The sequence below is a fragment of the Goodfellowiella coeruleoviolacea genome (genome assembly GCF_024171785.1).
Classification (GTDB): Bacteria; Actinomycetota; Actinomycetes; order Mycobacteriales; family Pseudonocardiaceae; genus Goodfellowiella; species Goodfellowiella coeruleoviolacea.
Map to the genome: position 1 here is coordinate 121,122 of NZ_JAMTCK010000003.1, position 25,689 is coordinate 146,810.

General features: G+C 72.6%; 20 protein-coding genes. 13 read left to right on the top strand and 7 right to left on the bottom strand.

All coding sequences use genetic code 11. The features are described from left to right. Positions 1-13: 13 nt before the first annotated feature. The 8 genes from LX83_RS06580 to LX83_RS06615 all read left to right on the top strand — a co-directional run bounded on the left by LX83_RS06580 (position 14) and on the right by LX83_RS06615 (position 11,451). A complete protein-coding gene (locus LX83_RS06580) occupies positions 14-883 on the top strand; it encodes a hypothetical protein (RefSeq protein ID WP_253768155.1) in 870 nt (289 codons plus the stop codon). Positions 884-1,000: 117 nt separating this feature from the next. Beyond that, positions 1,001-2,677 carry a serine/threonine-protein kinase gene (locus LX83_RS06585; RefSeq protein ID WP_253768157.1) on the top strand — a complete coding sequence of 559 codons (1,677 nt, stop codon included), beginning with the start codon at positions 1,001-1,003 and terminating at the stop codon, positions 2,675-2,677. Between the two features lie 74 nt (positions 2,678-2,751). Next, positions 2,752-5,070, top strand: coding sequence for a fibronectin type III domain-containing protein (locus LX83_RS06590; protein ID WP_253768159.1), 2,319 nt, complete (start codon positions 2,752-2,754; stop codon positions 5,068-5,070). Next, positions 5,067-6,038 carry an AAA family ATPase gene (locus tag LX83_RS06595; RefSeq protein ID WP_253768161.1) on the top strand — a complete coding sequence of 324 codons (972 nt, stop codon included), beginning with the start codon at positions 5,067-5,069 and terminating at the stop codon, positions 6,036-6,038. Before LX83_RS06590 ends, LX83_RS06595 begins: the two co-directional genes overlap by 4 nt. 2 nt (positions 6,039-6,040) lie before the next feature. After that, the gene (locus LX83_RS06600) at positions 6,041-7,183 is read left to right on the top strand and encodes a DUF58 domain-containing protein (RefSeq protein WP_253768163.1); all 1,143 of its coding nucleotides are present in this window, start codon (positions 6,041-6,043) and stop codon (positions 7,181-7,183) included. Beyond that, positions 7,180-9,375 carry a transglutaminase family protein gene (locus tag LX83_RS06605; RefSeq protein WP_253768165.1) on the top strand — a complete coding sequence of 732 codons (2,196 nt, stop codon included), beginning with the start codon at positions 7,180-7,182 and terminating at the stop codon, positions 9,373-9,375. The genes LX83_RS06600 and LX83_RS06605 overlap by 4 nt, the downstream gene beginning before the upstream one ends. Continuing rightward, positions 9,372-10,655 (top strand): protein kinase domain-containing protein, encoded by a 1,284-nt coding sequence (locus LX83_RS06610; protein ID WP_253768167.1) that lies wholly within the window; start codon positions 9,372-9,374, stop codon positions 10,653-10,655. Before LX83_RS06605 ends, LX83_RS06610 begins: the two co-directional genes overlap by 4 nt. 1 nt (position 10,656) lies before the next feature. Further along, a complete protein-coding gene (locus tag LX83_RS06615; protein WP_253768170.1) occupies positions 10,657-11,451 on the top strand; it encodes an FHA domain-containing protein in 795 nt (264 codons plus the stop codon). A gap of 65 nt (positions 11,452-11,516) precedes the next feature. On the opposite strand, the gene LX83_RS06620 is transcribed toward LX83_RS06615, so the two are convergent. Continuing rightward, positions 11,517-13,034: an alpha/beta hydrolase domain-containing protein gene (locus tag LX83_RS06620; protein WP_253768172.1), complete on the bottom strand. Its 1,518-nt coding sequence runs from the start codon at positions 13,032-13,034 to the stop codon at positions 11,517-11,519. A gap of 267 nt (positions 13,035-13,301) precedes the next feature. On the opposite strand from LX83_RS06620, the gene LX83_RS06625 reads away from it, so the two are divergent. After that, positions 13,302-13,880 (top strand): TetR/AcrR family transcriptional regulator, encoded by a 579-nt coding sequence (locus tag LX83_RS06625; RefSeq protein ID WP_253768174.1) that lies wholly within the window; start codon positions 13,302-13,304, stop codon positions 13,878-13,880. A gap of 29 nt (positions 13,881-13,909) precedes the next feature. On the opposite strand, the gene LX83_RS06630 is transcribed toward LX83_RS06625, so the two are convergent. Further along, positions 13,910-14,311, bottom strand: a complete 402-nt coding sequence (locus tag LX83_RS06630) for a RidA family protein (protein ID WP_253768176.1) — start codon at positions 14,309-14,311, stop codon at positions 13,910-13,912. 101 nt (positions 14,312-14,412) lie between these two features. Between LX83_RS06630 and LX83_RS06635 the strand changes: the two genes are divergently transcribed. From LX83_RS06635 to LX83_RS06645, 3 genes are all read left to right on the top strand, one after another. Next, the gene (locus LX83_RS06635; RefSeq protein ID WP_253768178.1) at positions 14,413-14,796 is read left to right on the top strand and encodes a winged helix-turn-helix transcriptional regulator; all 384 of its coding nucleotides are present in this window, start codon (positions 14,413-14,415) and stop codon (positions 14,794-14,796) included. A 220-nt stretch (positions 14,797-15,016) separates the two neighbouring features. Next, the gene (locus tag LX83_RS06640) at positions 15,017-15,748 is read left to right on the top strand and encodes a hypothetical protein (protein WP_253768180.1); all 732 of its coding nucleotides are present in this window, start codon (positions 15,017-15,019) and stop codon (positions 15,746-15,748) included. Further along, positions 15,745-16,104 carry a hypothetical protein gene (locus tag LX83_RS06645; protein WP_253768182.1) on the top strand — a complete coding sequence of 120 codons (360 nt, stop codon included), beginning with the start codon at positions 15,745-15,747 and terminating at the stop codon, positions 16,102-16,104. The genes LX83_RS06640 and LX83_RS06645 overlap by 4 nt, the downstream gene beginning before the upstream one ends. Positions 16,105-16,184: 80 nt before the next feature. On the opposite strand, the gene LX83_RS06650 is transcribed toward LX83_RS06645, so the two are convergent. From LX83_RS06650 to LX83_RS06670, 5 genes are read right to left on the bottom strand one after another with little or no spacing between them, the layout of a single operon-like run. Beyond that, positions 16,185-17,330, bottom strand: a complete 1,146-nt coding sequence (locus LX83_RS06650; RefSeq protein ID WP_253768184.1) for an ABC transporter ATP-binding protein — start codon at positions 17,328-17,330, stop codon at positions 16,185-16,187. Next, the gene (locus LX83_RS06655; protein WP_253768186.1) at positions 17,327-18,331 is read right to left on the bottom strand and encodes an ABC transporter ATP-binding protein; all 1,005 of its coding nucleotides are present in this window, start codon (positions 18,329-18,331) and stop codon (positions 17,327-17,329) included. The genes LX83_RS06650 and LX83_RS06655 overlap by 4 nt, the downstream gene beginning before the upstream one ends. A 6-nt stretch (positions 18,332-18,337) precedes the next feature. Next, positions 18,338-19,252: an ABC transporter permease gene (locus LX83_RS06660; RefSeq protein ID WP_253769102.1), complete on the bottom strand. Its 915-nt coding sequence runs from the start codon at positions 19,250-19,252 to the stop codon at positions 18,338-18,340. Between the two features lie 37 nt (positions 19,253-19,289). Then, positions 19,290-20,300 (bottom strand): ABC transporter permease, encoded by a 1,011-nt coding sequence (locus LX83_RS06665; RefSeq protein WP_253768188.1) that lies wholly within the window; start codon positions 20,298-20,300, stop codon positions 19,290-19,292. A gap of 29 nt (positions 20,301-20,329) precedes the next feature. Continuing rightward, the gene (locus tag LX83_RS06670; RefSeq protein WP_253768190.1) at positions 20,330-22,012 is read right to left on the bottom strand and encodes an ABC transporter substrate-binding protein; all 1,683 of its coding nucleotides are present in this window, start codon (positions 22,010-22,012) and stop codon (positions 20,330-20,332) included. Positions 22,013-22,250: 238 nt separating this feature from the next. On the opposite strand from LX83_RS06670, the gene LX83_RS06675 reads away from it, so the two are divergent. Then, on the top strand, positions 22,251-25,688 hold the full coding sequence (locus tag LX83_RS06675; protein ID WP_253768191.1) for an AfsR/SARP family transcriptional regulator: 3,438 nt from the start codon (positions 22,251-22,253) through the stop codon (positions 25,686-25,688). Position 25,689 lies beyond the last annotated feature (1 nt).

The following is a 25,689-nucleotide window of genomic DNA, read 5'->3' on the forward strand; positions in this document are numbered from 1 at the left end:
AGGACCAGTCCAGATGGAGTGGGAAGTCAGCGACCTACCGGAGACGGCCATCGGCGTCGTCGGCGACTTCATGATGGGCGTGGCGCGGGATGCCGCGTCCAGCGTGCTGACCGAACTGGTCGCCCAGCGGCTGGGCGGCAGCGGCCAGGGGCGGGAAGCCCTGGAACTGCTGCGCCAGCAGCCGGACAGCCCGGACCGGCGCCAGTACGCGGCCAGCGTGCTCGCCTCGGCGCTGCAGGACGCCGAGTTCGCCGCGCGCCTGCGTCAACTCGTGTCCGGGTGGGGCGCGGCCGCCCCTCGGCAGGCGTACACGGCGTCCGCCGGGGTCAGGGGCGACCGCAACACCGTGGTCGGACGGGACATCACGCACCGGAAGAGCACCAGCTTCGGCGGTATCGGCGTGACCGTCGTCGCGGTGGTGGCGTTGTTGTTGGGCGTGGGCGGCGGCGCTGCCGTGACCAACTACTGGCTGGGCTCGTCGGAAGCGGCGCAGGGCGGTGGCAACGCGGGAACGCCGACCAGAGCGGGTTCCGGTAGCCCGGCGACGCACAGCCTGGCGCCCGCGTCCTCGGCCCGAGGCGTTCCGGTGGTGGCGGCGATCAGTCCGGACGCCGGCCCCGGCGGCACCGTGGCCACGTTCAGCGCCAACGGGTTCCAGCCCGGCGAGCAGGTGCGGGTGATCTGGAACCCGGGCAGCGGAGGAGAGGTGACGCTGCGGGACATCACCGCGGACCCGGCCGGTGCCGTCGCGGTCGAGGTGGCGATTCCCAAGGATCCGTACTACGTCAACCCCGACGATTCCGTCGAGGTGCGTGCCAACGGACTGACCAGTGAGAAAACCGTGAACACCTATTTCCGGTTCACCGAGCCGGTGCGCAACTGACCCGGAACGGTCGCCGACCGGCCATCGTGCGGAAAGCCGGGGAGCCGGCGGCGGACGGGCCTGGCCAGTTCCGCTGACCAGGGGTGTCGAGGCCGATGCGGTCGGTACATTGCGCTCGTGGCTGAGGGCGAGGGGCGGCTGATCGCGGGGCGCTACCAGTTGCGGCAATGGCTTGGTGGCGGCGGCATGGGCGTGGTGTGGAGGGCCGAGGACCAGCTGCTCAAGCGGGAGGTGGCGATCAAGGAGGTCCGGTCGCGCGGTGGCGGCGGCGCCCCGGACTGGGAACAGGTCACCCGCGCGAAGCGCGAGGCGCTGGCCTCGGCCCGGCTGCGGCACCCCGGCATCATCACCGTGCACGACGTGGTCACCCACGACGGGCTGCCCTGGATCGTGATGGAGCTGTTGGCGGGGCCGCCGCTGGCCGACGTGCTGTACGAGGACGGGCCGATGGCGGAGGACCGCGCCGCGCGGATCGGCCTCGCCGTGCTCGACGCGCTGGATGCCGCCCACCGGCAGGGCATCCTGCACCGCGACGTCAAACCCGGCAACATCATGTTCGACGGTGACCGGGTCGTGCTCACCGATTTCGGCATCGCCGTGATGGACGACGCCAGTGCCCTCACCGGAACCAACCAGCTGATCGGCGCGCCCGAGTACATCGCCCCGGAACGCATCTCCGGGCAGTCCGCCTCTCCGGCCTCCGACCTGTGGGCGCTCGGGGTGACGATCTACAAGATGCTGGTCGGGCGCTCCCCGTTCCAGCGCACCGACACGGCGGCCACGCTGGCCGCGGTGCTCGCGCACGATCCCGAGCCGCCGCCGAACGCCGACCGGTTGTGGCCGGTCATCAAGGGCCTGCTGGCCCGGGACCCGGCCGACCGGCTCACCGCCGAGGACGTCCGCGCCATGCTGACCGAGGCACTGACCGAGCTGCCGCCGAGCACCGCGGACCGCCTGGTGAGACCAGGTGAGCGCCTGGTCAGCGCGGAGCCGTCCGGGCTGGTCGGGCGTGCGGCGCCGCCCCCGGTCGCGCCGTCGGACCCCACCGACCCGAGCTACGAGCTGACCCGACCGGCGGGCCGGCGTGGGTTGCCCGTTGTGGTGGGCCTGGCCGCCGCCCTGGTCGTGGTCGCCGTGGTGGTGCTGTGGCTGACCGCACCGCTGCGGGGGGCGACGAACCAGGCCACCGACCAGAACCCCGGCCAGCGGACGTCAGGGGCACCGACCACGCCACCCAGCATGGCATCCAGCACGACATCCACCGGGGCATCGACCGGGGCGGAGCTGGCCGGGCCGCCCCTCACGCCGTACCGGGAACCCGGCTACGCCATCAGCGTGCCGGCGGACTGGACCCGCAGCGCGTCCGAACAGGGCACGCTCAGCGATGTGGTCTGGACGGCCAAGCCAACCGACCCGCGGGCCGCGGTGCTGACCGTGCAGGTCCAACGCGACGGGGGCCGGGCGGGCAGCACCGCGCTCGCCTACCTCGCCGACCGGGACCAGGGGGAGAGCGCGAATCGGGACAACGTCGACTACCAGCGCGTCGGTCTGCGCGAACTCGCGCCGACGGGCAGCGGGGGCAGCGCGGCCGAACTGGAGTACACCTACGCCGACCGCACCGGAGAACACCGGTTCCGCTACCAGATCCGGGCGGTGGTGACCGGCTCCGGAACCCTGTACGCGCTCACCTTCTCGCTCCACGTCCGCGACAACGCCCAGACCCTGGAGGCACAGTGGCAGGCGGCGCAACCGGTGCTGGCTCGGATCCGGGACAGCTTCCAGCTGACAGCCTGACCGTTTCCGCTGGCGGCGAGCTGCGCGGCGGGAACGGGGACCGGTCCCGGGGAGCGTCCCTAGCCTCGGGTGGCGTGAGGGACGGGAAGTCGTCGGCACCACCGGGGGGCGGGTCGAGGCGCGCCACCGACCCCAGCGGGACCGGGCAGCGGGCTGGCTGGCGCGGTGGTGTGCCGTTCGTGCTGTTCGCGCTGGTGACCGTGGCGGCGCTGGTTGGCGCGCTCACCGCGGCCACCAACCAGCTCGCCGCCGCCCAGTTCGCCACGACTGGCCACTGGGTGTTCAACTCCGCGCTCCAGACGGTGTTCCACGTCGACGGCGCGACCACCAACATCGACGCGCGCGCCGCCGTGCCCGGTGATCCCGGCAGCCAGGTGGTGCAGGGCGACAACAGCGGGTACGTGGTCGGCGGCAGCCAGATCACCGAGTTCGACAAAGCTGGCCTCGCGCCGCAGCGGACGATGACCCCGCCCGCGGCCGAGGTGCCGCTGGGCATCGAGGTCGTTGGCGGGCCGTACCTGGTGTACCGGAACGCGGGCAAGATCGTGCGGCTCGGCGACCCGCCGGCCACGGTGTCCGCGGGCGGCCCGGTCAGCGACCCGGTGGCCACCGAGGACGGCACGCTGTGGCTGCACCGCACCGGGGTGGGCGTGATCTGCACGCTGCCCAGGGACGCGGACAGCGTGTCGGCGTGCCCGGTGTCCGTGCCCGGCGACCACGCCGGGGCGCTGGCCCTGGTCGGCGACCGGCCCACCTTCGTGGACCTGTTCGCCGGCACGCTGCACCCGATCGCCGGGGACCAGCTGGGCGCGGGTGTGCCGATCGGCGTTCCGCTCTCGCCGAACTCGCGCCTCGCCGCCAACGACGTGGCCGGGCGGGTGGTCATCCTCGACCCGGCCCGGCACAGCATCGTGCTGGCCGACACCGCGAACCCGCCGGCCCCGCCGGTGACCGTGGCGCTGCCCGGCGGCGACTACGACGGCCCGCTGTCCACCGGTTCGGCGGTCGTCCTCGTCGACCGGCGGAACGGCAGCGTGCTGACGTTCGGCGCGGACGGCACCAGGAAGGACGAGAAGCCGATCCGGCGGCAGCCCGGAGAGCGGCAGCCCGGCCCACAGCGGCAGCCCGGACAGCAGCAGCCCGGACAACCCCGGCTCAGCCGCGGCGAGGACGACCGGGTGTACGTGGAGGACGCCGAGGGCACGCAGGTGTTGGTGGTGGCCGAGGACGGCAGCGTCCGGGACGTCCCGGTGCTCGGCACGCCCGAGGTGCCGGCCCCGCAACCCGACGAGCGGACCGACCAGCGCCAGGACCAGTCGGTCGCGCTGCCCGCCGACCAGCCCGGGGCTCAGCCGGGAAACCAGCGGGCAGGGCCGCCGCGCACCGACCAGCGTGCTCCGGTCACCCCGCCGCGCACCGCCGCCCAGCCGCCGCCCGCCCAGCCGCCACCCACACCGCGGCCACCCGCCCAGAAACCGCCGGAGCAGCCACCCACCCAGCCACCGAGTCCGCCGGGCGCGCCGACCGAGGTGTCGGCCTCGGCCGGGGACGGGTCGGCCACGGTGACCTGGGCGCCGGCCCCGAACAACCGGGCGCCGATCACCGCCTACCGGGTGTCCTGGCAGGCCAGCAACGGCCGGACCGGCGAGATCACCGTGGCCGGCACCGCGCGTCGGGCGACCGTCACCGGCCTGGCCAACGGCGTGCGCCACACGCTCACCGTGGCGGCGACCAACCGGGTCGGCACCGGCCCAGGCGCGTCGGCCGACCCGGTGACCCCGACCGCCCCGGTCTCCCCGGCCGACGCACCGACCAACCTGAAGGCCACGTACGACGTGGACGACCGGCCGACCCGCGACGTCCAGCTGAGCTGGCGGCAGCCCGCGCTCAACGGCGGCACGCTGGTGCACTACGAGGTCACCGGCACCGGCCTGGGCACCCGCCAGGTGACCGGAACGCAGACCGTGTACCCGCAGCTGGAGGCGGCTCGCGTGTACACCTTCACGGTGCGCGCGGTGACCAGGACGCCGGACGGGCAGCTCCGCACCGGCGAGTCCGCGTCGCTGACGGTCAAGGACGAGCAGCCGGCGACCCCCACCGCCACGGTCGCGATCAGCCGGGGGCGGGACGGCGAGACCGACAACTGCCATCCGCCGCAGTGCTCGTTCATCAACGCGGCCATCACCGGCCTGGAGCCCAACACCCGCTATGCCATCAGGCTCAGCTCCACCAGCAACACCAACGTCCGGACCGAGCACTTCACCACCAACGCGAGCGGTTCGGCCAACTACAACCAGCTCAACTACGACGTGCCAGGGGAAACCGTGTGGATCGCGGTGCGCACGCCCGACGGCTGGGTCGAGTCCAACAAGATCTACTGGGAGCGCCAATGAGCGGGGAAACCGCGTCCGTGTCCGCCAGCGAGGTCTACCAGCGGATCGCGGCCAACGTGCAGCGCGTGGTGCGGGGCAAGCCGCGGCTGGTGCGGCTGGCGGTGGCGGCGCTGCTCAGCGAGGGACACCTGCTGATCGAGGACGTGCCCGGGCTGGGCAAGACCACGCTGGCGCGCTGCCTGGCGCGCAGTGTCGGCGGCAGCTGGAGCCGCATCCAGTTCACCCCCGACCTGCTGCCCGGGGACATCACCGGGGTGCAGGTGTACCGGCAGTCGGAGGAGCGGTTCACCTTCCAGCCCGGTGGCATCTTCGCCAACGTCGTGGTCGCCGACGAGATCAACCGGGGCACCCCCAAGACGCAGTCGGCGCTGCTGGAGGTGATGTCCGAGCGGACCGTCACCGTTGACGCGGTCCGGCACGAGGTGCCCAGGCCGTTCCTGGTGATCGCCACGCAGAACCCGATCGAGATGGAGGGCACCTACCGGCTGCCCGAGGCCCAGCTCGACCGGTTCACCATGCGGCTGCGGGTCGGCTACCCGGACCTGGCCACCGAGGTCATGGTGATCATGGGGGACTGCGCCAACGTCAGCCCCGACGACCTGCCCGCGGTGGTGGACATCCCGACCCTGCAGGCCGCGGTGGCCCAGGTGCGCGCCATCCGGATCGTGCCGGCCGTGGTGGAGTACGCGGCCAGCCTGGCCCAGGCCACCCGCCAGCACGTGGACCTGCGCTACGGCGCCAGCCCGCGCGGCAGCATCGCGCTGGTGCGGGCGGCGCAGGCGGTGGCGGCCACGCACGGCCGGGACTACGTCACCCCCGACGACATCAAGGAGGTGGCGCACCCGGTGTTGGAGCACCGGGTGATCCTCACCCCGGACGCCGAGCTGAACCAGCGCCGTCCCGACGTGGTCATCGACCAGATCCTCGCCAAGGTCCCGGCGCCGGTGCTGAGCGCGGAAGGGCGCTGACCATGCGGTTGACCAGGCGCGGGTGCGCCGTGCTCGGCGCCTCGACCGTGCTGTGCGGGATCGGCCAGCTGGCCGGGTACCCGCTGTTCCTCGCCCTGGGGGCGGCCGGTGTCGGCGCGGTGGCCGCCGCGCTGGCGGTGACCGGCAGCCGGCCCCGGGTGAGCGTGGTCCGGGAGGTGTACCCGGACCGGGTCGAGCGGGGCCGACCGGCCTCGCTCACCCTGCGGGTGCGCAACCCGGGCACCCGCAGGCAGGCCGCGTTCACCGCGGTCGACCGGGTGGGCACCGGGCAGCTGGTGGTGGCGGTGCGCTCGCTCGCGCCCGGCGCCGAGGTCCCGTACCTCAACGAGCTGCCCACCGGGCGGCGGGGCCGGCACCAGATCGGTCCGCTCACCCTCAGCCGCACCGACGCGCTCGGTCTCGGCGAGAGCCGACTGTCCATTGGCGACACCGCCGTGCTGTGGGTGTACCCGCGCACCCACCCGGTGCGCGCGCTGGCCGGCGGCCGTCCCCGGCACCACCACGAGGGCGTGACCACCGTCGCGTCCCCGCGCGGCTCGCTGGACCTGCGGGAGGTGCGCGAGTACGTGCCCGGCGACGAGGTGCGGCACCTGCACTGGAAGGCCACGGCGCGGACCGGGACGCTGATGATCCGCGACTACGTCGACCCGAACCAGCCGCGGTTCACCGCGCTGCTGGACAACCGGCCGGACGGCCGAGGACCGGAGCGGTTCGAGGACGCCGTGGAGATCGCGGCGTCGCTGCTGGTCGCGGCGGCCAAGGCGGACCACCGCTGTCGCCTGGTCACCGCCAGCGGCGTGGACGTCGCCACCGCGCCCGGTGCTGTCTCGGCGCGGCTGCTGCTGGACGAGCTGTGCGTGCTGGACCGGGCGGACGACCAGGGGCTGCCCCTGGTGCCGGCGGCGCTGTCGCTGGCCGGCGGCGGCCAGCTGGTGGTGGTCACCTCGGCGGTGTCGGCGGCGGACAGCGCCGCGCTCGCGGCGACCCGAACCCGGTTCACCGATCTCGTGGTGGTCGTCCTCGGGGCGGACGCGGCGGCGCTGGCGGTGCCCGGGGCCAGGGTGCTGCCGGCCCGGGACGCGGCCGACGCCGCCCGGCGCTGGCACGAGGTGGTCACCGCATGAGGGAGCGCGTCCTCGTCGGCTGTGCGCTGCTCGCCGCGGCCATCCCGGGGCTGCTGTTCGCCCCGGTGTTCGGGTGGCGGGCACTGGTGGCGCCGATCGCGGTGGTGCTCGTCGGCTGCTACCTGGTGGTGGAGCTGTGCGTCCGGTTCCCGCCGCTGCGGCCGTGGCGCCCGCTGCTCGCGCTGGTGGTCGGCCTGCTCGGGGTGGCCGAGGTGGAACTGCGCGACACCACGCTGGGCGGGCTGCCGACCGGGGCCACGCTGCGGGCGCTCGGCGCGGGCGTGACCCAGTCCTGGCAGCTCGCGTTGCAGTCCACCTGGCCGGTGCGCCCCGACGCCGAGGTGCTGCTGTTCGTCCCGCTGGTCGTGCTGGTCACGGCCGTGCTGGGGATCGAGGCGCTGCGCTGGCCGGCGGTGGCCGCGCTGCCCGGGGTGGCGGCACTGGGGCTCAGCCAGGTGTTCACCGCCGTGACCGGACCGGTGGCGACCGCGGTCGGACTCGGCTGCGCGGTGGTCGTCGCCGGGCTGCTCGTGGCGTCCCGACCGCGACCGGGCCAGCCCCAACCGAACCAGCCCCAACCGAACCAGCCCCAACCGAACCAGCCCCAACCGTCCCGGCGGGCAGCGGCGGGTGCCCCGGCGGCACGCGGCCGGGGCGCGGCCGCGGTGCTGGCGCTGCCCACCGCGGTCGTGGCGGTGATCGCCGCGGTCGCCGTCACGACCGTCACCCAGGGGCGGCAGCCGGCGTACTCGGTGCACCAGGACTACGCGGCGCCGGCGCCGCTGCCCCGGGCGGTCAGCCCGCTGGCCGAGCTGGCGGCGCGGCTGGAGAACCCGGATGTCCCGGTGTTCAGCTACACCGGCGCCGGCCGGGCCGACCGCTGGCGCCTGGTCGTGCTCACCGACTTCACCGGGGTCACCTGGACGCCGCCCGACCGGTACCGCAGGCTCGGCGCCCAGGTCGGCCCGCAGCCGGTGGTCACCGTGCCGACCGCGCCGCGCTCGGCCCGGCTCACCCTGCTGCCCGGCCTCGGCGACGGGCCCTGGCTGCCCAGCCAGGCCATGCCGGCCTCGGTCACCGGTGCCGCGCCGCTGATCGAACCGGCGTCCGGCGTGCTGCTGCTGCCGGACCGGCCCGGCCCGGCGGACTACGGGCTGAGCTGGTGGGAACCCGAGGTCGACCAGGCCGCGCTGGCCGGGGCCGCGGTGGACCCGGGCGCGGTGTCCGAGGGCGGCCTCGGGGTGGTCCCGCCCGGCATCGCCGAGCTGGCGCGCACCGCCACCGGTGGGAAGCGCCCGTCGTTCGAGTCGGCGCTGGTGCTGGAGCAGTACCTGAGCCAGAACTACAAGGTGGCCACCGGCGCGAACCTGCCCACCGGCAGCGCCTGGCCGCAACTGCGCGAGTTCCTGCTGACCAGCAAGCGGGGCACCAGCGAGCAGTTCGCCGCCGCCTACGTGGCGCTGGCACGCGTCGTGGGCATCCCGGCCCGGCTCGCGGTCGGCTACCGCGCGCCGCGGAACTCGGCCGGCGACCCGGTGGTGGTGCACAACCGCGATGCCCTGGCCTGGCCGGAGGTGGCGGTCGCCGGGGTCGGCTGGGTTCCGCTCGACCCGACCGGCACGGCGGCCGGCGCCGGCGCGGCGGCCACCAGCCTCGGCGCGGTGACCGCGCAGCTGCGCGCCGCACTGCCGCCACCGGACCCGAGCAACCCGGCACCGCCCGAACCCGCCGTGCCCGACGAGGCGGCTCCCGTCCCCGGCCCGCCGTTCCCGGTGCTGCCGGTCCTGCTCGGCGGGCTCGCCGTGGTCGTGCTGGCGCTGGTGGGAATCCCGCTGCTGAAGGCGGTCCGCACGGTGCGCCGCCGTCGGCGGCCGGGCCCCCGGGGCGTGGTGGCGGCCTGGCTGGAGGCCAGGGACCTGCTGCGCGCGCACGGTGCCCGGATCACCCCCGGGATGACCGTGCGCGACCTGGCCACCGCGGTGGCCCCGACCGCCGGACAGTCCGTTGTGGACGGTCTGCTGCGACTGGCCGGCCGGGTGGACACCGCGCTGTGGTCGGGCGCGGGCGCGAGTGCCGCGACCGTGAACGAGGCGTGGGCGGCCGTCCGGGACATCCGGCGCGGTCTGGCCGCCCGCCCGAGGCTCGCCCGGCTGCGCGCGGTGTTCGACCCGAGGGGTCTGTTCCGGCGATGAGGCAGCTCGCTCGGGGACCGGTCGCCACCGTGCACGCCGCGGTGGTCGGCGGCCAACCCGTCGCGCTGAAGGTCTTTCCCGCCCGGTTCGACCGGCGGACCCTGGCCGCGGTCGAGCGGGACCGGGCCAGGCTGGCGGCGGTGGCGGCGTCCGCGCCGATCCTGCCGGTGGACGGCGTCGGCCTGTGCGAGGGGCGCCACGCCCTGCGGATGGAGCTGTGCCCGGAGTCGCTGTCGGCCCGGGTGCGGCGGACCGGCGCGCTCGCCGCGCCCGACGTGGTGGTGTTGGGCCACGCGCTGGCGCGAGCGCTGTGCGCCGCCCACCGGGTGGGCGTGCTGCACGGCGGCGTCAGCCCGGACAACGTGCTGTTCCGCGCCTCGGGCGAGCCGGTGCTCGCCGACTTCGGCGTGCCGCTGCGCGAGGCGTTCCCGCGTGACCCGCTGCACGCCATCGAGTGCGTGCCGCCGGAGACGTTGCGCACCGGTGTGGTGACCGCGCACACCGACCTGTACGGGCTGGGCGCGGTGCTGCACTTCGCGTTGACCGGTCAGTCCCCGCACCCCGGCCGGCTCGGCGAACAGCCGGGCGACCGGGTGCTGCGGGTGTTGGGCAGCCCGGTGCCCGCGATCAGCCGCGCCGACGTCCCAGTTGAACTGTCCACAGTGGTCGCCCGCCTGCTCGCCGCCGATCCGGACCACCGGCCGGGCGATGCCGCGTGGGTGGTGGACCGGCTGGCCGGCATGCTGCCGCGTCCCCGGATCGGCCCGCCGGCCGCTCCCGCGGCACCCGATGCCCCGGTGGCCGGTGCGGTGTCCGCTGAGTCCGACGCGCCCACCGGGCCGGTGCCCCGGCCCCGGCCCCGCCGCCTGCTGCTGGCTGGCGCGGTGGCACTGGCCGGTCTGCTGACCGCGGCGGTGTTCGGGGTCGCCCTGCGCGGCCGACCCCCGCTGCCGGGACCGCCACCGCCCTCCCCGGCCGCCACCGGGCCCGCACTGGAGTTGGCCGAGCCCAGTGACCTCGGCGACCACGTGGTGCTGAGCTGGACGGGCGGGGACGGCCTCGACTTCGTGGTGGTGGTCGTGGGCGACGGCGAGCCGAGCCGCTACCTGATCGCGCAGCGCAACCGCACCATGCGGGTTTCGGTCGAACCGGGCCGGAAGTACTGCTTCCAGGTTCGCGCCACGGACAGCGACCGGGTGTACCTGTCCCAGCCCAGGGGTGTGCGCGGCGCGGTCTGCCCGACCAGCCCGCGAACCGGTCCCGCCGACCAGGGAGGTTGATGTGCAGCCGGAGTTCAGGTACGAGGACGGGAAGTGGCTGCCCAAGGGCCACGGCAGCCTGGCCAACGGGGTGCCCCGGTCGGTTGCCGGCGCGGTGTCCGCGTTGGCGCTGAGTGGTGGCTACTCGGTCCGCCCGCGCGAGGGCCGCGTTGTCTACTTCGGACGGAACCGGCCCGAGGTGCACGTGTGCATCGGCGAGGACGACCGGCAGGTCAGCCGGCAGCAGGGAGTGCTGACCTACCAGCGGGGGCACTGGTGGCTCAGCAACACCGGGCGGCGCCCCATCCGGGTGCGCCGGTCCCAGTGGCTGTTCGCCAACGACGCGGCCATCCCCCTGGCCAACGGGTTCACCCCGCTGTTCGTCCCGGGTTCCGGTGACCGCGAGCACCTGCTGGAGGTGTACGTCACCGGGCCCGACGGCAGCCAGCCGCTGAGCCGGCACGACGCGGAGACCGAAGTGCCCCGGCCGCACCGGCTCACCCCCGAGGAGCGGCTGATCCTCATCGTGCTCGGCCAGCGCTACCTGCTGCACGAGCCCAACGCCAAACCACTGACCTGGCAGCAGGCAGCCGAACAGCTCGCCGAACTGCGACCGGCCGCCGGCTGGACCAAGCGCAAGGTCGAGCACCGGGTCGCCGCCGTCCGGGACCGGCTCTCCCGCTCGGGGGTGCCCGGCCTGACCCGCGAGGAGGTCGGCGAGCCGGTCGGCAACTCCCTCAACGACAACCTGATCAAGGAACTCGTCCGCTCGACCACCCTGGTGCCCCCGGACCTCGCCGCCCTCGACCCGCGCTGACGGGGAACGCCGGACCGGGATCGGCGTTCCCCGCGCGGGGTGGCGGGCGGCGCGTGGCCGTCGCGTCAGCCGCCGATGTCCGAGTGCTCGGCGGCGTCGACGATCGCGGTGGCGTCCTCGGGCAGCAGGTGGCCGGCGGCCACCGACTCCTGCGCCGCCGCGCGCACCTTGGTCACGTAGTCCGCGTGCGTCGGGTACAGCTGGCTGAGCACCGGTTCGGCCGTGCGCGGGATCGCCGGGTCGGACGGGTCACCCGAGTTGTGCCGGTCCCACGGGTCGGCGTCGCCGTTCCACGGGTCGCGCGCGCCGTACAGGCCGCAGAACACGCCACTGCCGCTGGTGCTGCGCGCGCCGGTGAGCGTGCGCGTGGGCACGGCCACGTCGGGCAGGCGGATGCCGCCGAGGGCCAGGCCGGTGCTCGGGTCGCGCAGGTCGGGGACCAGCACCCGCCCGCTCGCCGGCGCGGCCCCGCCCTGGGCCCACCTGGTCAGGTGGCGCAGTGCGGCGTTCATCGAGTGGTGGCCGGGACCGTCGTTGTACGGGGCCGAACCGGCGGCGCAGTCCGGTTGCGGCGCGGCGGCGCCGACCGACTTCTTCAGCGTGGGGTCACCGAGGTCGAAGGCCCACTGGTCGCCGTGCGCGGTGCCGGCCAGCTCCCAGTGCACGACCCGGTCGGTGTCCGGCTGCCTGGCGGCGGACGCGAGCGGCACGTCGGTCTCGGTGAGCACGACGAACGTGGGCGTGGACAGGTCGGTCCGGATCCGCGACGGGTTGGGCATCAGCAGCGTGTCCAGCAGGTCGCCGCTGATGGGCGCGCCCACGGCGCTGTTGCTGTGGATCAGGAAGCCGTCGTAGACGTTGGCCACCGGGTGGACGGCGTTGACGTAGGTCGTCATGAAGCCGGCCGACTGGGACTCGCCGTCGGCGAGCAGCGTCCTGACCCGCAGCCCGCCCAACGGGTCCGGCCCGTTCGGGCCGCGCAGTGCCTGCCCGGCCTGGGAGAAGATGTCGTAGGAGTAGGCGTCGCCGGGGTGGACCAACCGGTCGTAGCGCGCCGGGTCCCAGCCGCGCAGGCCGGCGATGTCACCGAGCCCGCCGTTGACGCCGACCTCCTGCGCGGACACGCCGACCCAGGCGTAGCCGCCGCGCAGCAGCTCCTCCCGGGTGAACCAGTAGTCCGGGGAGAGGTCGAGCTGCCCGCTGACGTTGAGCCACTCCACGACCACGGTGCCGTTGAACTTCGCGGGGTCGGTGGGCCGGCGCACCAGGAGCCGACTCCGGTAGTCGGCGCTGCCGAGCGCGCGCACGGCCCAGTGGCCGGACGAGGTCCAGATGCCGGCCTTGGCGTAGGAAGTGGCACTGCCCTCGAAGAAGTACTCGCTCTCGGTGTACCCGAACGAGGCGAGGTTCTCGGCGGCGGCCAGGAACGGGAAGCCGTGCGTGCCGGCGGGCGGGACGCTGGTCGTCGGACTCGCCGCGGCGGCCTGGGCGGCTGGTGGGGCACTGACCGCGGCGGCGGCGAGCACCGCCGCCAGCACCGCGGCGGCGACCGGCCGCCGGGGAGACCGGGTGGGTGTGCGCACGGGGTCACCTCCGGGAGAGGGGTTGGGTGACCCAGTGTCGCCGTTGGTGACCGCGGTGTGATCGGCGAAACCACGGGTGTCCGGGACGGTGGCCGGTGGGTGCCGCGCGACCGGCCGCCCCAGGGCCGCCACGCGGATCCTCGTCTCCTTCTCCCCGTCGACTCAGGTGAGGGCGAGGACCCAGCCCGGTTTGGACGATCGCGCAAAACGATCGGGTCAGACGTTCGCATGACTCGATCGAGCAACCGGGTCGGTAGGGTGCCGCGCATGGGAAATCGCGAGGACCTGTTCGAGGCCGCCAAGCAGTGCCTGCGCGAGAAGGGCTACGACCGCACCAGCGTGCGCGACATCGCCACCGCGGCGGACGTGAGCACGGCCGCGATCGGCTACCATTACGGCTCCCGGGAGGCCCTGCTCAGCCAGGCGCTGTTCGCGCTCCTCGACGAGTGGGGGGACAGCCTCGGCCGCGCCCTCGCCGCCAAGCCCGGCGACGACGAGGTGCGCGGCTTCGCGCGCATGTGGGACGGGCTCGTCGAGCAGTTCGCCGCGCACCCGGACCTGTGGCTGGCCACGGTGGAGCTGTTCCTGCAGGCCCAGCGGCAGCCCGAGCTGCGCGCCCGGCTGAGCGCCGGCACCGAGCAGGGGCGGCGCGGCATGGCCGCGATCCTGCGCGGCGTGCCCGAGGACGAGGTCGCCGAGCGGGACACCCGCACGCTCGGCATGGTGCAGATGGCGCTGATGTCCGGCGTGATGATCCAGAGCCTCAGCGATCCGGCGAACGCCCCCACCGCGGCCGAGGTCCTGACCGGACTGCGGGCGCTGACGAAGTACGTGCGACCCGACTGACCGGCCACTGTGACCGCGCGGCCGAGACCTCAGGCGGGCAGCCTCGTGTCGACGACGAAGCTGATCTCGACGACCTGGCCGGGCAGGGTCAGTTCGGTGACGCCCACGACCGTGCTGGTCGGGCGGTGGTCGCCGAAGTAGCGCAGGTTGCCCTCGGCCGTCGCCGCGGCGTGCCGCCCCAGGTCCACCACGTACAGGGTCTGTGCGACGACCTGGTTGCGGGTGGCACCGTAGTGGTCCAGCACCTTGTCCATGTTGGCGTGGGTCTGCGCGAGCTGGGCGGCGAAGTCGCCCGCGTGGCGGAACTCGCCCGCCTCGTCGAACGCGAGCTGTCCGGAGACGTGGATCAGCTCGCCGGACCTGATCGCCTGCGAGTAGCCGAAGTCGCTCTCGGCCGGCACGTCGTGGTTGAAGACATCAACGGTGGTCACGGTGTTCGCCCTTCCGGTCCGCTCTCTTGTGGTTACTCGGGAACTGTAGGAGAGTGATCGCTGACCTGGAAGAACGCACTTTTTGGTGACTGGGGAACCTGATGGTGACCAAACAACTGCTCAAGGGCCTGCCCGAGGACGCTGACCTGCGGCGTGCGGACTCCCTGGCGCGGGAGATCTTCTCGGACGTCGCCAACAAGTGGGCGCTGCTGATCATCGAGGCGCTCGGCGAGCACACCCTGCGCTTCAGCGAGCTGCGGACCGAGGTCGAGGGCATCAGCCACAAGATGCTCACCCAGAACCTGCGCATGCTGGAGCGCAACGGCCTGGTCGACCGGAAGGTGCACCCCACCGTGCCGCCGAGGGTCGAGTACACCCTCACCGAGCCGGGCCGGGCCCTGCGCGCCGCGGTCGACGTCATCTGCGACTGGACCCACCAGCACCTCGGACACATCGAGCGGGCACGCGGCCGTTTCGACGCCTGACGGGCCCGCCCGACACCCTCACGCGGTGCGGTCGTGCGGGCCTGGCCCTGACGGGTGAAACGCGCGTGATTCGTTCCGCCTTCGAAGTCGTGGACGACCAGGATTCTGTTCTGCTGCCACCAGGTCAGCGGAACAGGGGGCGTTTCGTGTCTGGCACATGCGAATTGCGCGCGCAACTGACGCTGCGGTTGGAAATCCTGCCGGCGGGCAGGTGGCGGCCGTGACGTCATTGGGTGAGGTCATCGCCAGGCTTCGCGCTGCCACAGACCTGTTGCGGCCCGGCGAGCTGACCGAGGTGGCCGAGCGACTCGGTGCCGACGTCCTACCGGTGCTCGGGCAGTTGGCGCAGGAGAGCAACCGTTCGGAACTGGCCGAGGCGTTCGCGCTGCTCGCGCCGGTGCCAGACCGGTTGAGCACGGTGGCCGCCCTGTTCGACGAGGTGATCAACCGCGTCGAGGGCTACATCCAACGCCAGGGCGGAACCGGCACAGTGGACCCGCCCGCCCCGCAGGGCACCGCCGATGGTTCTCTGACCAGTCCAGAGTCCATCCTTGCGGCTCAGCGGCGCAGCGCTGATCGAGAGTTGATAGCTGAGGCCCTTCGCAACGGGTTGAAGATCTCTCCCGAACGGGTCCTGTACATCGGACGAGATCAGACCGGGCGAATCATCTGGCTGGAGGAAGGAGATGACCGAGCAGGCGCCCAGCACATCCTGAGAGCGAAGCGGCGTGAAGAGTTTGCGGTAAACGGAATCGCACCCGAAGATGTCCTTGATCTGGTGTGGCGCGCGGTAACCGGGGGAAAGCCTGTTGGAATTGCGGGGCGAGGAGCCGTGGTCTTTGCGGTCAGCTATCGAGGGGAAGATAAGTTGATCGCTGTGGGTGTTGGCGGCAATGGCTTCATCACGACGGCATACCCTAAGACGGACAGAAGAAAGTTGAAACCACTATGAGGGATGTCAAGGCAGAACAACTTGTCCTCACTTTGGCGGTCGAATGGTATGAGGGCCCGTTTTGGGTGCTGGGTGGGGGGGATGAAGTCAGTGGCCCCTACGACACTGAAGACATTCGTGATTTTGTTGCACTGAGTCCCGAACTGCTCGCGGAAATTGGCGAGTGGAACGAGTTCTACCAGGCCACCTACAATGATGACGATCCAGCTAATTCCGGTATTACTGAGCCAGCAGAGGCGCGCAAGTTTGATGAACGCGGGCGTGTGCTGGCGCACAAGCTCAGGGCGGAGATTCCGGACGTCATCAAGGTGAGGTACCAGCCGGTTTCGGGACCTCTTGAGACGATTGTCAATTAGCTGGCCCAGGTTCACCTGAGGAGAGCGGTGCGGCCCCCAACCAGCACGACGTGGTTGGGGGCCACCGCGACGAACAGCGCTCAGCTCAGGATTTCGGTGACCGAGGCGGGGCCGGCCAGGCCGACGTCGGGGTTGATGGTGTCGTCGGCCTCGACCAGTTCCGGGCGGACCTCGTGGGGTTGGATCTTGCCGGAGCGGATGTCCTCGGCCCAGTGGCAGGCCACCCGGTGGCCGGGGATGATCTCGCGCAGCGCCGGCCGCTCGGTGTCGCAGCGCGTTTCCTGACGCCACGGGCAGCGGGTGCGGAAGCGGCAGCCGGCCGGCGGGGCCGCGGGTGAGGGCAGGTCGCCGGCCAGCAGGATGCGCTCCCGCCGGTCCTCCACCACCGGGTCGGGCACGGGGACGGCGGACAGCAGCGCCCTGGTGTACGGGTGCAGCGGCTCGGCGTACAGCTCGTCCGAGCCGGCCTCCTCGACCAGGCCGCCCAGGTACATCACGCCGACCCGGTCGGAGATGTGCCGGACCACGGCCAGGTCGTGGGCGATCACCAGGTAGGTGAGGCCGTACTCCTCCTGCAGGTCCTCCAGCAGGTTCACCACCTGCGCCTGCACGGACACGTCCAGCGCGGACACGGGTTCGTCGGCCACGATCAGGTCGGGCCGCAGCGCCAGGGCGCGGGCGATGCCGATGCGCTGGCGCTGACCGCCGGAGAACTCGTGCGGGTACTTGCGCAGCGCGCTGGTGGGCAGGCCCACCGAGGACAGCAGTTCGCGCAGGCGCTTTCCGGTGGCCTCGCGGCCCTTGTCCAGATCGTGCGCGCGCAACCCCTCGACCAGGATGGACTCCACGGACTGGCGCGGGTCCAAACTGGACATCGGGTCCTGGAAGACCATCTGCAGCCGGCGGCGCATCCGGCGCAGGTTCTCGCCGCGCAGGGTGGACAGGTCGGTGCCGTCGAAGACGACCCGGCCGGCGGTGGGCTCGACCAGGCGCAGCATGCCCCGGCCCAGGGTGGACTTGCCGCAGCCGGACTCGCCGACCAGGCCGTAGGTCTCGCCCCGGCGGATGCTGAGGTCGACGCCGTCCACGGCGTAGACGTAGCCGACGGTGCGGTCCAGGATCACGCCCCGCTTGATCGGGAAGTGGACCTTGACGCCCTCGACCGACACCAGGATGTCGTTGTCCACAGTGGACGTCTGGGTGGTTGGTTCGGTAGCCGCGGTCATACCCGCAGGTCCTCCTTTGCCGCCGCGTCGGCCGCCGGCTCGACCGGGTTGTGGCAGCGCAGCAGCCGGCCCTCGTGCCACTCCTCGGCCGGGGTCTGGCCGCGGCACACGTCCAGGGCGTTGGCGCAGCGCGGGGCGAACGCGCAGGCGTGGTCCCACGGGATGTTGTCGGCCACCGACCCGGGGATCGGCACCAGCTTCTGGCCCCTGGCCGCGTCCAGCCGGGGGATCGAGGCGAGCAGGCCGTGGGTGTAGGGGTGGCGCGGCTCGACGAACAGCTCGTGGCGCTGCGCGCGCTCCACGATCCGGCCGCCGTAGAGCACGTTCACCTGGTCGCACAGGCCGGCCACCACGCCGAGGTCGTGCGTGATCATGATCAGCGCGGTGCCGGTGTCCCGCACGAGTTCCTTGAGCAGGGCCAGGATCTGCGCCTGGATGGTCACGTCCAGCGCGGTGGTGGGCTCGTCGGCGATCAGCAGCCGCGGCCGGCAGGCCAACGCCATGGCGATCAGCGCGCGCTGGCGCATGCCGCCGGAGAGCTGGTGCGGGTACTCGGACAGCCGCCGGGTGGGGTCGGGGATGCCGACCTTGTTCAGCAGGTCGGTGGCCTCGGCCATGGCCTGCTTGCGCGGCATGCCCCGGTGCCGCTCCAGCACCTCGGTGACCTGCAGGCCGATCGAGATCACCGGGTTCAGCGAGGACAGCGGGTCCTGGAAGACCATGCCCAGGTCGCGGCCGCGCCGGTCGCGCATGTCCCGGTCGGACAGCCGCAGCAGCTCGGTGCCCTCGAAGGTCACCGACCCGCTCACCTTGGCGCCGCGCTTGGGCAGCAGCCCCATGATGGCCAGCGAGGTGACCGACTTGCCGCAGCCGGACTCGCCGACCAGGCCGACCGTCTGGCCGGGTTCCACCTCGAAACTCACCCCGTCCACCGCGGTGAACACGGGTTCGCCCCTGCGGTGGAAGCTGACGGTGAGGTCACGAACTTCGAGCAACGCCATAGCGGTTCACCGCCGGTTCTTGGGGTCGAGGGCGTCGCGCAGCGACTCGCCGATCAGGGTGAAGCCCAGGGCCACCACGATGATGCAGCCGGCCGGCCAGAACGACAGCGCCGGGTGGCTGTCGATGACCTGCTGCGAACCACCGAGCATCTGCCCCCACTCCGGCACGGAGTCGTCGGGGTTGCCCAGGCCGAGGAAGGACAGGGCCGCCGCGTCGATGATGGACGTGGCCAGCACCAGGGTGGCCTGCACGATCACCGGGCCCAGCGAGTTGGGCAGCATGTGCCGGAACACGATCGCGCCCGGCCTGACGCCCAGCGAGCGGGCGGCCAGCACGTGGTCGCTGCCGCGCTGGGCGAGCATGCTGCCGCGCAGCAGCCGGGCGAAGATCGGGATCTGCACGATCGCCACCGCGATGATCACGGTGAACTGGCTGGGCCGGGCGAACAGCGCGCTGATCGACACGGCCAGCAGCAGGCTGGGCACGGACAGCATCACGTCCACCGCCCGCATCACCACCGAGTCGACCCAGCCGCCCAGCGCGCCGGCCAGCGTGCCCAGCACCAGGCCGCCGGCCAGGCCGATCAGCGTGGCGAACACGCCGACCATCAGGGTCTGCTGCGAGCCGACCAGCAGCCGGGACAGGAAGTCCCGGCCCTGCGGGTCGCCGCCGAGCGGGTGGCCCGGCTGGGCCGGCGGGATCTCGTTGCGCGCCTTGACCACCTGGTCGGCCAAATCGCGCGCGGCCGGGTCGTGCGGGGCCAGCCACGGCGAGATCAGCGCGACCGCCACGAACAGCACGGTGATCACCGCGCCGACCAGGAACGCCGGGTTGCGCCGCAGCCGTCGCCACGCGCTGGCGGCCAGGCTCACCCCGCTGTCCTCGGGCTTGTCCACAGTGGACTCGGCGAGCGCGTCGATGCGCTGCTTCTTGGTTCCGGTCACCTCGACGCCCTCCTCACCGGGTCCGGATGCGCGGGTCGATCAGCGCGTAGGACACGTCGACGAGCAGGTTGACCAGCACGTAGACCATGGCCGCGATGATGATGAGCAGTTGCAGCACCGGGTAGTCCCGCCGTTCGAAGCCGATCGCCAGCGCCTCGCCGACGCCGGGGTAGCCGAAGACCCGCTCGGTGAGCACCGCGCCGGCCAGCAGCGCGCCGGTCTGCAGGCCGATGGTGGTGACCACCGGCAGCATGGCGTTGCGCAGCACGTGCCGACGCCGCACCACCGGCGTGGTCAGCCCCTTGGACTCGGCGGTGCGCACGTAGTCCTCGTCGAGCACGTCGAGCACGGCGGCGCGGGTGATCCGGAAGATCACCGCGAACGGGATGGTGGCCAGCGCCATGGCCGGCAGGATCAGGTGCAGCAACGCGTCCAGGGCCGCGTCCCACTCCTGGGTCATGATCCCGTCCAGCACGAAGAACCCGGTGACCCGGGTGGCGTCGATGCCGCTGGTCTGCCGGCCGGCCGAGGGCAGCCAGCCCAGCTGCACGGCGAACAGGTACTTCAGCAGGAAGGCCAGGAAGAACACGGGCACCGCGACGCCGATCAGCGACCCGATCACGCTGAGGTTGTCGAACCAGCCGCCCCGCCGCCTGGCCGCCAGGTAGCCCAGGGGGATGCCCAGCAGCACGGCGATGATGATGGCCAGCACGCTCAGTTCGATCGTGGCCGGGAAGCGCTGGGAGAACACCTCCATGGCGGTGCTGCCCGGCGCCACCCCGGTGGAGTTGCCGAAGTCGCCGGACAGCGCCCGACCGAGGAACCGGAAGTACTGCACGAAGATCGGCTGGTCCAGCCCGAGTTGCGCGGTGAGCGCGCGCCGCGACTCCTCGGTGGCGCGCTCGCCGAGGAGGGCCGAGACCGGCCCACCCGGCAGCGAGCGCAGCCACGCGAACAGCAGCAGCGACAGCACCAGGATCACCACGACGAGCTGGAGCAGCCGTCGTACCACGTAGCGGAGCACGTACTTGTCCCGTTGTCTTGGTTGTCGGCCTAGCCCTTGCTGACCGGCGCGAACTTCTCGTCGGTCAGCGGGCTGGGCACCACGCCCTTGACCTTGCTGTTGAACACCAGGGCCGGCGGGGAGTGCGAGATCGGCACGGCCGGCAGGTACTCGGACATGATCCGCTTGTTGATGTCCTTGTACATCTCGATGCGCCTGGCCTTGTCCGGCTCGATCGAGGCGGCGTGCAGGTCGTCGCTCAGCTGCTGGCCCCAGGGCGAGGCGCCGGTGTTGATCCGGTTGGTGGGGCTGCCGAAGAACTGGCCGAGGAAGTTGTCGGCCACGTTGTAGTCACCGGTCCAGCCGAACAGGAACAGGTCGGTCTTGCCCTGGTCGAGGTCCTCGATGTAGCCGCCGTTCCACGGCTTGGTGACGGCGTTGCACTTCACGCCGATCTTGTCCAGGTCGGCCGCGATCGCGCCGTAGAGGTCCTTGGGGTTGGGCATGTAGGGCCGGGTGACCTCGCTGGGCCAGTAGCAGTTCAGCTGGAGGTTGCTGACGCCCGCCTCGGCCAGCAGCGCCTTGGCCTTCTCGGGGTCGTAGGTGTACTTCTGCACGTCCGGGGTGTAACCGTCCACGGTGTCCGGCAGGAACTCGTCGGCGACCTTGGCGTTCTCCGGCAGCTGGGACTTGACCAGCTTCTCCCGGTCGATGCCGTACATGATCGCCTGGCGCACCCGCAGGTCGCGCAGGGCCGCGTTGTTGCGCTGGTTCAGGCCGACGTAGAACAGGTTGAACGCGGGCCGCACGGCCACGTTGAAGCCGTCCTTCTCCAGCTGGGCCCAGTCGGCCGGCGCCGGGAAGTCGTAGCCGTCGATGTCGCCGGACTGCAGCGCCTGCTTGCGCGCGGTCTCGTCCGGGATGATCTTGAAGATCAGCTTGTCCAGCTTGGCCTTCTCGCCCGCGTAGTCGTTGTAGCGCTCCAGCTCAACGGTGTTGTTCGCGGTGTCGTACTTGACGAACTTGAACGGGCCGGTGCCGGTCGGGTACTTGGTGGCGTACTCCGGGAAGGCGAAGCTGTCGCCCTGCGCCTGCACGTTGTTGGCGTCGTACTTCTGCAGCGCGGTCGGGCTCTGCATGGAGAACGACGGCAGGCCGAGCACGTCGGGGAACTTCGAGGTGGTGTCGGTCAGCTCGACCACCGCGGTCTTGGCGTCCTTGACCGTGCAGGACTTGAACAGCGAGGGCTTGGCCCCGTCGGAGAAGCCGCCGAAGTTGTCGGTCCAGTACTGGGAGACCGCCTCGGACTGGCCGGCGCCGGTCTGGCTGTACCAGCGGTTGAAGTTGAAGCACACGGCCTCGGCGTTGAAGTCGGTGCCGTCGTGGAACTTCACGCCCTCGCGCAGGCTGAACGTCCAGGTCTTGCCGTCGGGGCTCTGCTCCCACCTCTCGGCCAGCCTGGGCTCGGCCTCGGCCGTGCCCGGCTTGAACCCGACCAGGCCCTCGAAGATCTGCCGGGAGATCCGGAACGTCTCGCCGTCGGTGGCGTAGAAGGGGTCGAACAGCTTGGGCGCGCCGGCCGCGCCGAAGGTCAGCGTCCCGCCGACCGCGCCGGAACCGGAGTTGTCGGTGCCGCGCTGCGACTGGGCGCACGCCGACAGCGACAACGAGACCACGCCGACCAAGCCGAGTATGACGGCCCGTCGGCGCTGGGTCGTTCGGGAGTGGACCATCACGAACCCCTCAGTTGTCTGGATCTCACGTTGTGGTCAGCGACCATAACGGGTCGCCACTACCCCTACCGAGGTAAGCACCATCACAATCCGGCTACGCGCCGTACCGGTAACGGGTGAAAGGTACGCGGTCGTTAACCACGGGTGAAACCCCTGTCCGCCGAAAGTGCTACTTCTACGCTGTACGGACGACTACTCCAGTGCAACGAACTTGGTCCGCTGTCCAAGGGGGGAGCCGATGGACACAGGGCTTGAGTTCGGGATTCTCGGGCCGCTTCTGGTGCTGCGCAACGGAAAGCCGCTGCTCGTCCGGGCCGGGCGGCAGCGCGCGCTGCTCGCCTCACTGCTGCTGCGGCCGAATGGAGTCGTCTCGGTGGACGAATTGGTCCAACGGGTGTGGGACGATCAGCCGCCCGCCAAAGTGCGCAACACCGTGCAAACATATGTGATGCGACTGCGTCAGACTTTGGGGTCGACGTCTGTCATTCACACCGCGCCCGATGGTTATCGGTTGGCTGCCGAGCCGAACACGGTTGACCTGCTGCGATTTGAAAAACTCGTGGTGACCGGCAGCCGCGAGTTCGACACCGGCAACCTGGCCGCCGCCTCGACCGCGTTCGCCTCGGCCCTGGCGCTGTGGCGCGGTCCGGCACTGGCCGACATCCCCTCCGAGGTGCTGCACCGGGAGGAGGCGCCCCGGCTGGCCGAACGCCGGCTGCACGTGCTGGAGCGGCGGATCGACGCGGACCTGGCGCTGGGCCGGCACGCCGAGCTGATCGCCGAACTGACCGCGCTGACCGGCGAACACCCGCTGCGCGAGCGGTTCTGGGCGCAGCTGATGACCGCGCTGCACGGCGCCGGCCGGCAGGCCGACGCGCTGGCCGCCTACCACCGCATCGCCACCCGGCTGCGCGACGAGCTGGGCATCGACCCCGGCGAGGAACTGCGCGGGCTGCGCGACCGGCTGGCCCAGTCCGACCCGGTGCCGCCGGTCACGACACCGCGCCGGACCGGCTGGAACAACCAGGTCGTGCCGTCCCAGCTGCCGTCCGACATCGCCGACTTCGTCGGACGCGATGAGGTCGTCGACCTGATCGACGGGCTGTTGCGCGCCAAGGCCGGGGTGCCCGTGGTGACCGTGGCCGGGCCGCCCGGCGTGGGCAAGACCGCGCTGGCCGTGCACGTGGCCCGCGGCCTGCGCGAGGTGTTCCCGGACGGTCAGCTGTACGTGAACCTGCGCGGCTACGCCCTGGGCCCGCCGCTGAGCACCGCCGAGGTGCTGTCCCGGTTCCTGCGCGCGCTCGGCGTGCCACCCGAGGCCGTGCCGCTGGAGGCGGACGAGCAGGAGGCGCTGTACCGGTCGCTGCTGTCCGGGCACCGGGTGCTGGTGGTGCTGGACAACGCGGCCACCGCCGAGCAGATCCGGCCGCTGCTGCCCGGTGAACCCGGCTGCGCCGTGCTGGTGACCAGCCGGGACACCCTGCGCGGCCTGGCGGTCAGCCACACCGCGGCCAACGTGCGGCTGGGCGTGCTCAACCCGTGCGAGGCCTACCAGCTGCTGGCCAACATGCTGGACCCGAGGCTGGTCGCCGCCGAACAGGCCGCGCTCGACGAGCTGGCCGCGCTGTGCACCCACCTGCCGCTGGCCCTGCGCATCGCCGCGGCCAACCTGGCCGACCGCCAGGACGTCACCGCCGCCCAGTACGTGACCGAGCTGCGCGCCGGCAACCGACTGGCCGCGCTGTCCGTGGACGGCGACCCCAGGGCCGCGGTGCGCGCCGCGTTCGACCTGTCCTACGCGGCCCTGCACCCCGACCTGGCCCAGCTGTTCCGGCTGCTCAGCCTGATCCCGGGGGCCGAGTTCACCGCCGAGACCGCCGCCGCGCTGGACGCCCTGCCGGTGGCTGAGGCCCAGCGCCGGCTCACCCGGCTGGCCACCGCCAACCTGATCGACACGCCCGCGCCGGGCCGCTACGAGCTGCACGACCTGTTGCGGGAGTACGCCGCCGAGCGACTGGCCGCCGAGGACGACGCCGATCGGCCCACCCGCTCGTTCCGCCGGCTGGTCGACTTCAGCGTGCGCAGCGTGGACAACGCCGTGGTGGCCATGACCAGCACACTGCTGCGGCTGCCCCGGCCCGCGCCGCTGCCCGGCGTGACCGCGATGTCCTTCGCCACCAGCGGCGAGGCCCTGGACTGGCTGGACGCCGAGCGCAGCGGGCTGGTGGCCGTGGTGGAGCAGGCCGCGGACACCGACACGAACACCGGCACCGGCACCGACACGAACACGAACACCGACACCGGTCCCGGGTTGGGCGCGTGGCACCTGGCCGACGGGCTGCGCGGCTACTTCTACGCGCGCGGCACCACCGTGGAGTGGCTGGCCGCGGGCAACGCCGGACTGCGCGCGGCCACGGCCGCCGGTGACGTGGCCGGCCAGGCGGCCATGTGGAACACCCTGGGCACGCTGTTCTGGTGCATCGGCCGGCACCGCGAGGCGCTGGAGCACTACCGCACCGCCGTGCCCCTGCTGGAGCAGGGCACCGAGGCGGCGGAGCGCACCCCCACCCAGCCGGTCCGGCCCGCCGGCCAGGTCGCGGTGCCCGGCCAGGTCGAGCGCGACAGCCACTGGGAGGCGCTGGCCGCCACCCTGTCCAACATCGGCAGCGTGCACATCGACCTGGGCGAGCTGGAGCACGCCGTGCACCACCTGGAGCGCGCGCTGGCGATCACCAGGCGGATCGGCGCGGTGCAGCGGGAGGCCATCGCCCTGACCAACCTGGGCGGCGCCTACCTGCAGCTGGCCGAACTGGGGCAGGCGGTGTCGTGCTTCGAGCAGTCCATGGAGCTGGGCATGCGCAGCGGCGCGTGGATGACCCAGGCCAACGGCGTGCGCGGGCTGGCCGAGGCCTACGCCGAACTGGGCCAGCCGCACCGGGCGGCCGAGCACCAGCTGCGCGCCCGCCAGCTCTACCGGCTGGTCGGCGCGCGCAGCTTCGAGCACGCCACGTTCGAGGGCACCGCCGCGGTCAAGACCACCCTGCGCCGCTACGCCGAGGCGATCGCCGACGCGACCGAGGCCGTGGCCCAGTGCCAGGAGCTGGACAACCTCAAGGGCGAGTGCGACGGCCGCAACCAGCTCGGCTTCGCGCTGCGCGGCGCCGTCCGCTACGCCGAGGCCGCCGAGCACCACCGGACCGCGCTGCGCATCGGCGGCGAGACCAGCTACCCGTGGGGCGTGTGCATGGCCCTGCGCGGCCTGGCCGAGGTCAACCACGCGCTGGGCAACCGCGAGGACGCGTGGCGCGACGCCAAGCGCGCGCTGGGCGTGACCCGCGACTACGGCCTGCGGCTGGCCGAGGCGTCGGTGCTGCTGGTGCTGGGCCGGGTGCTGCTGGACTCCGGTGACGTGGCTGGCGCGCTGCACCACGCCGACCAGGTGATGCGGCTGACCGAGCGCACCGGGCAGCGCATCGCCAGGGCGCACGCCCTGGTGCTGCTCGCCGCGGCCCGGTCGGCCCGGGCCGGCGCCGGGGGCACCGGCACCGAACACTCCACAGTGGACGGTGCTGGCCCGGCAGAGGCGGACCTGCTGCGCCGGGCCCTGCGGATCTTCACCGAGGCGGGCCTGCCGGACGCGGCCGACGTGCGCGCCCTGCTCGGCCCGGACCGGTAGC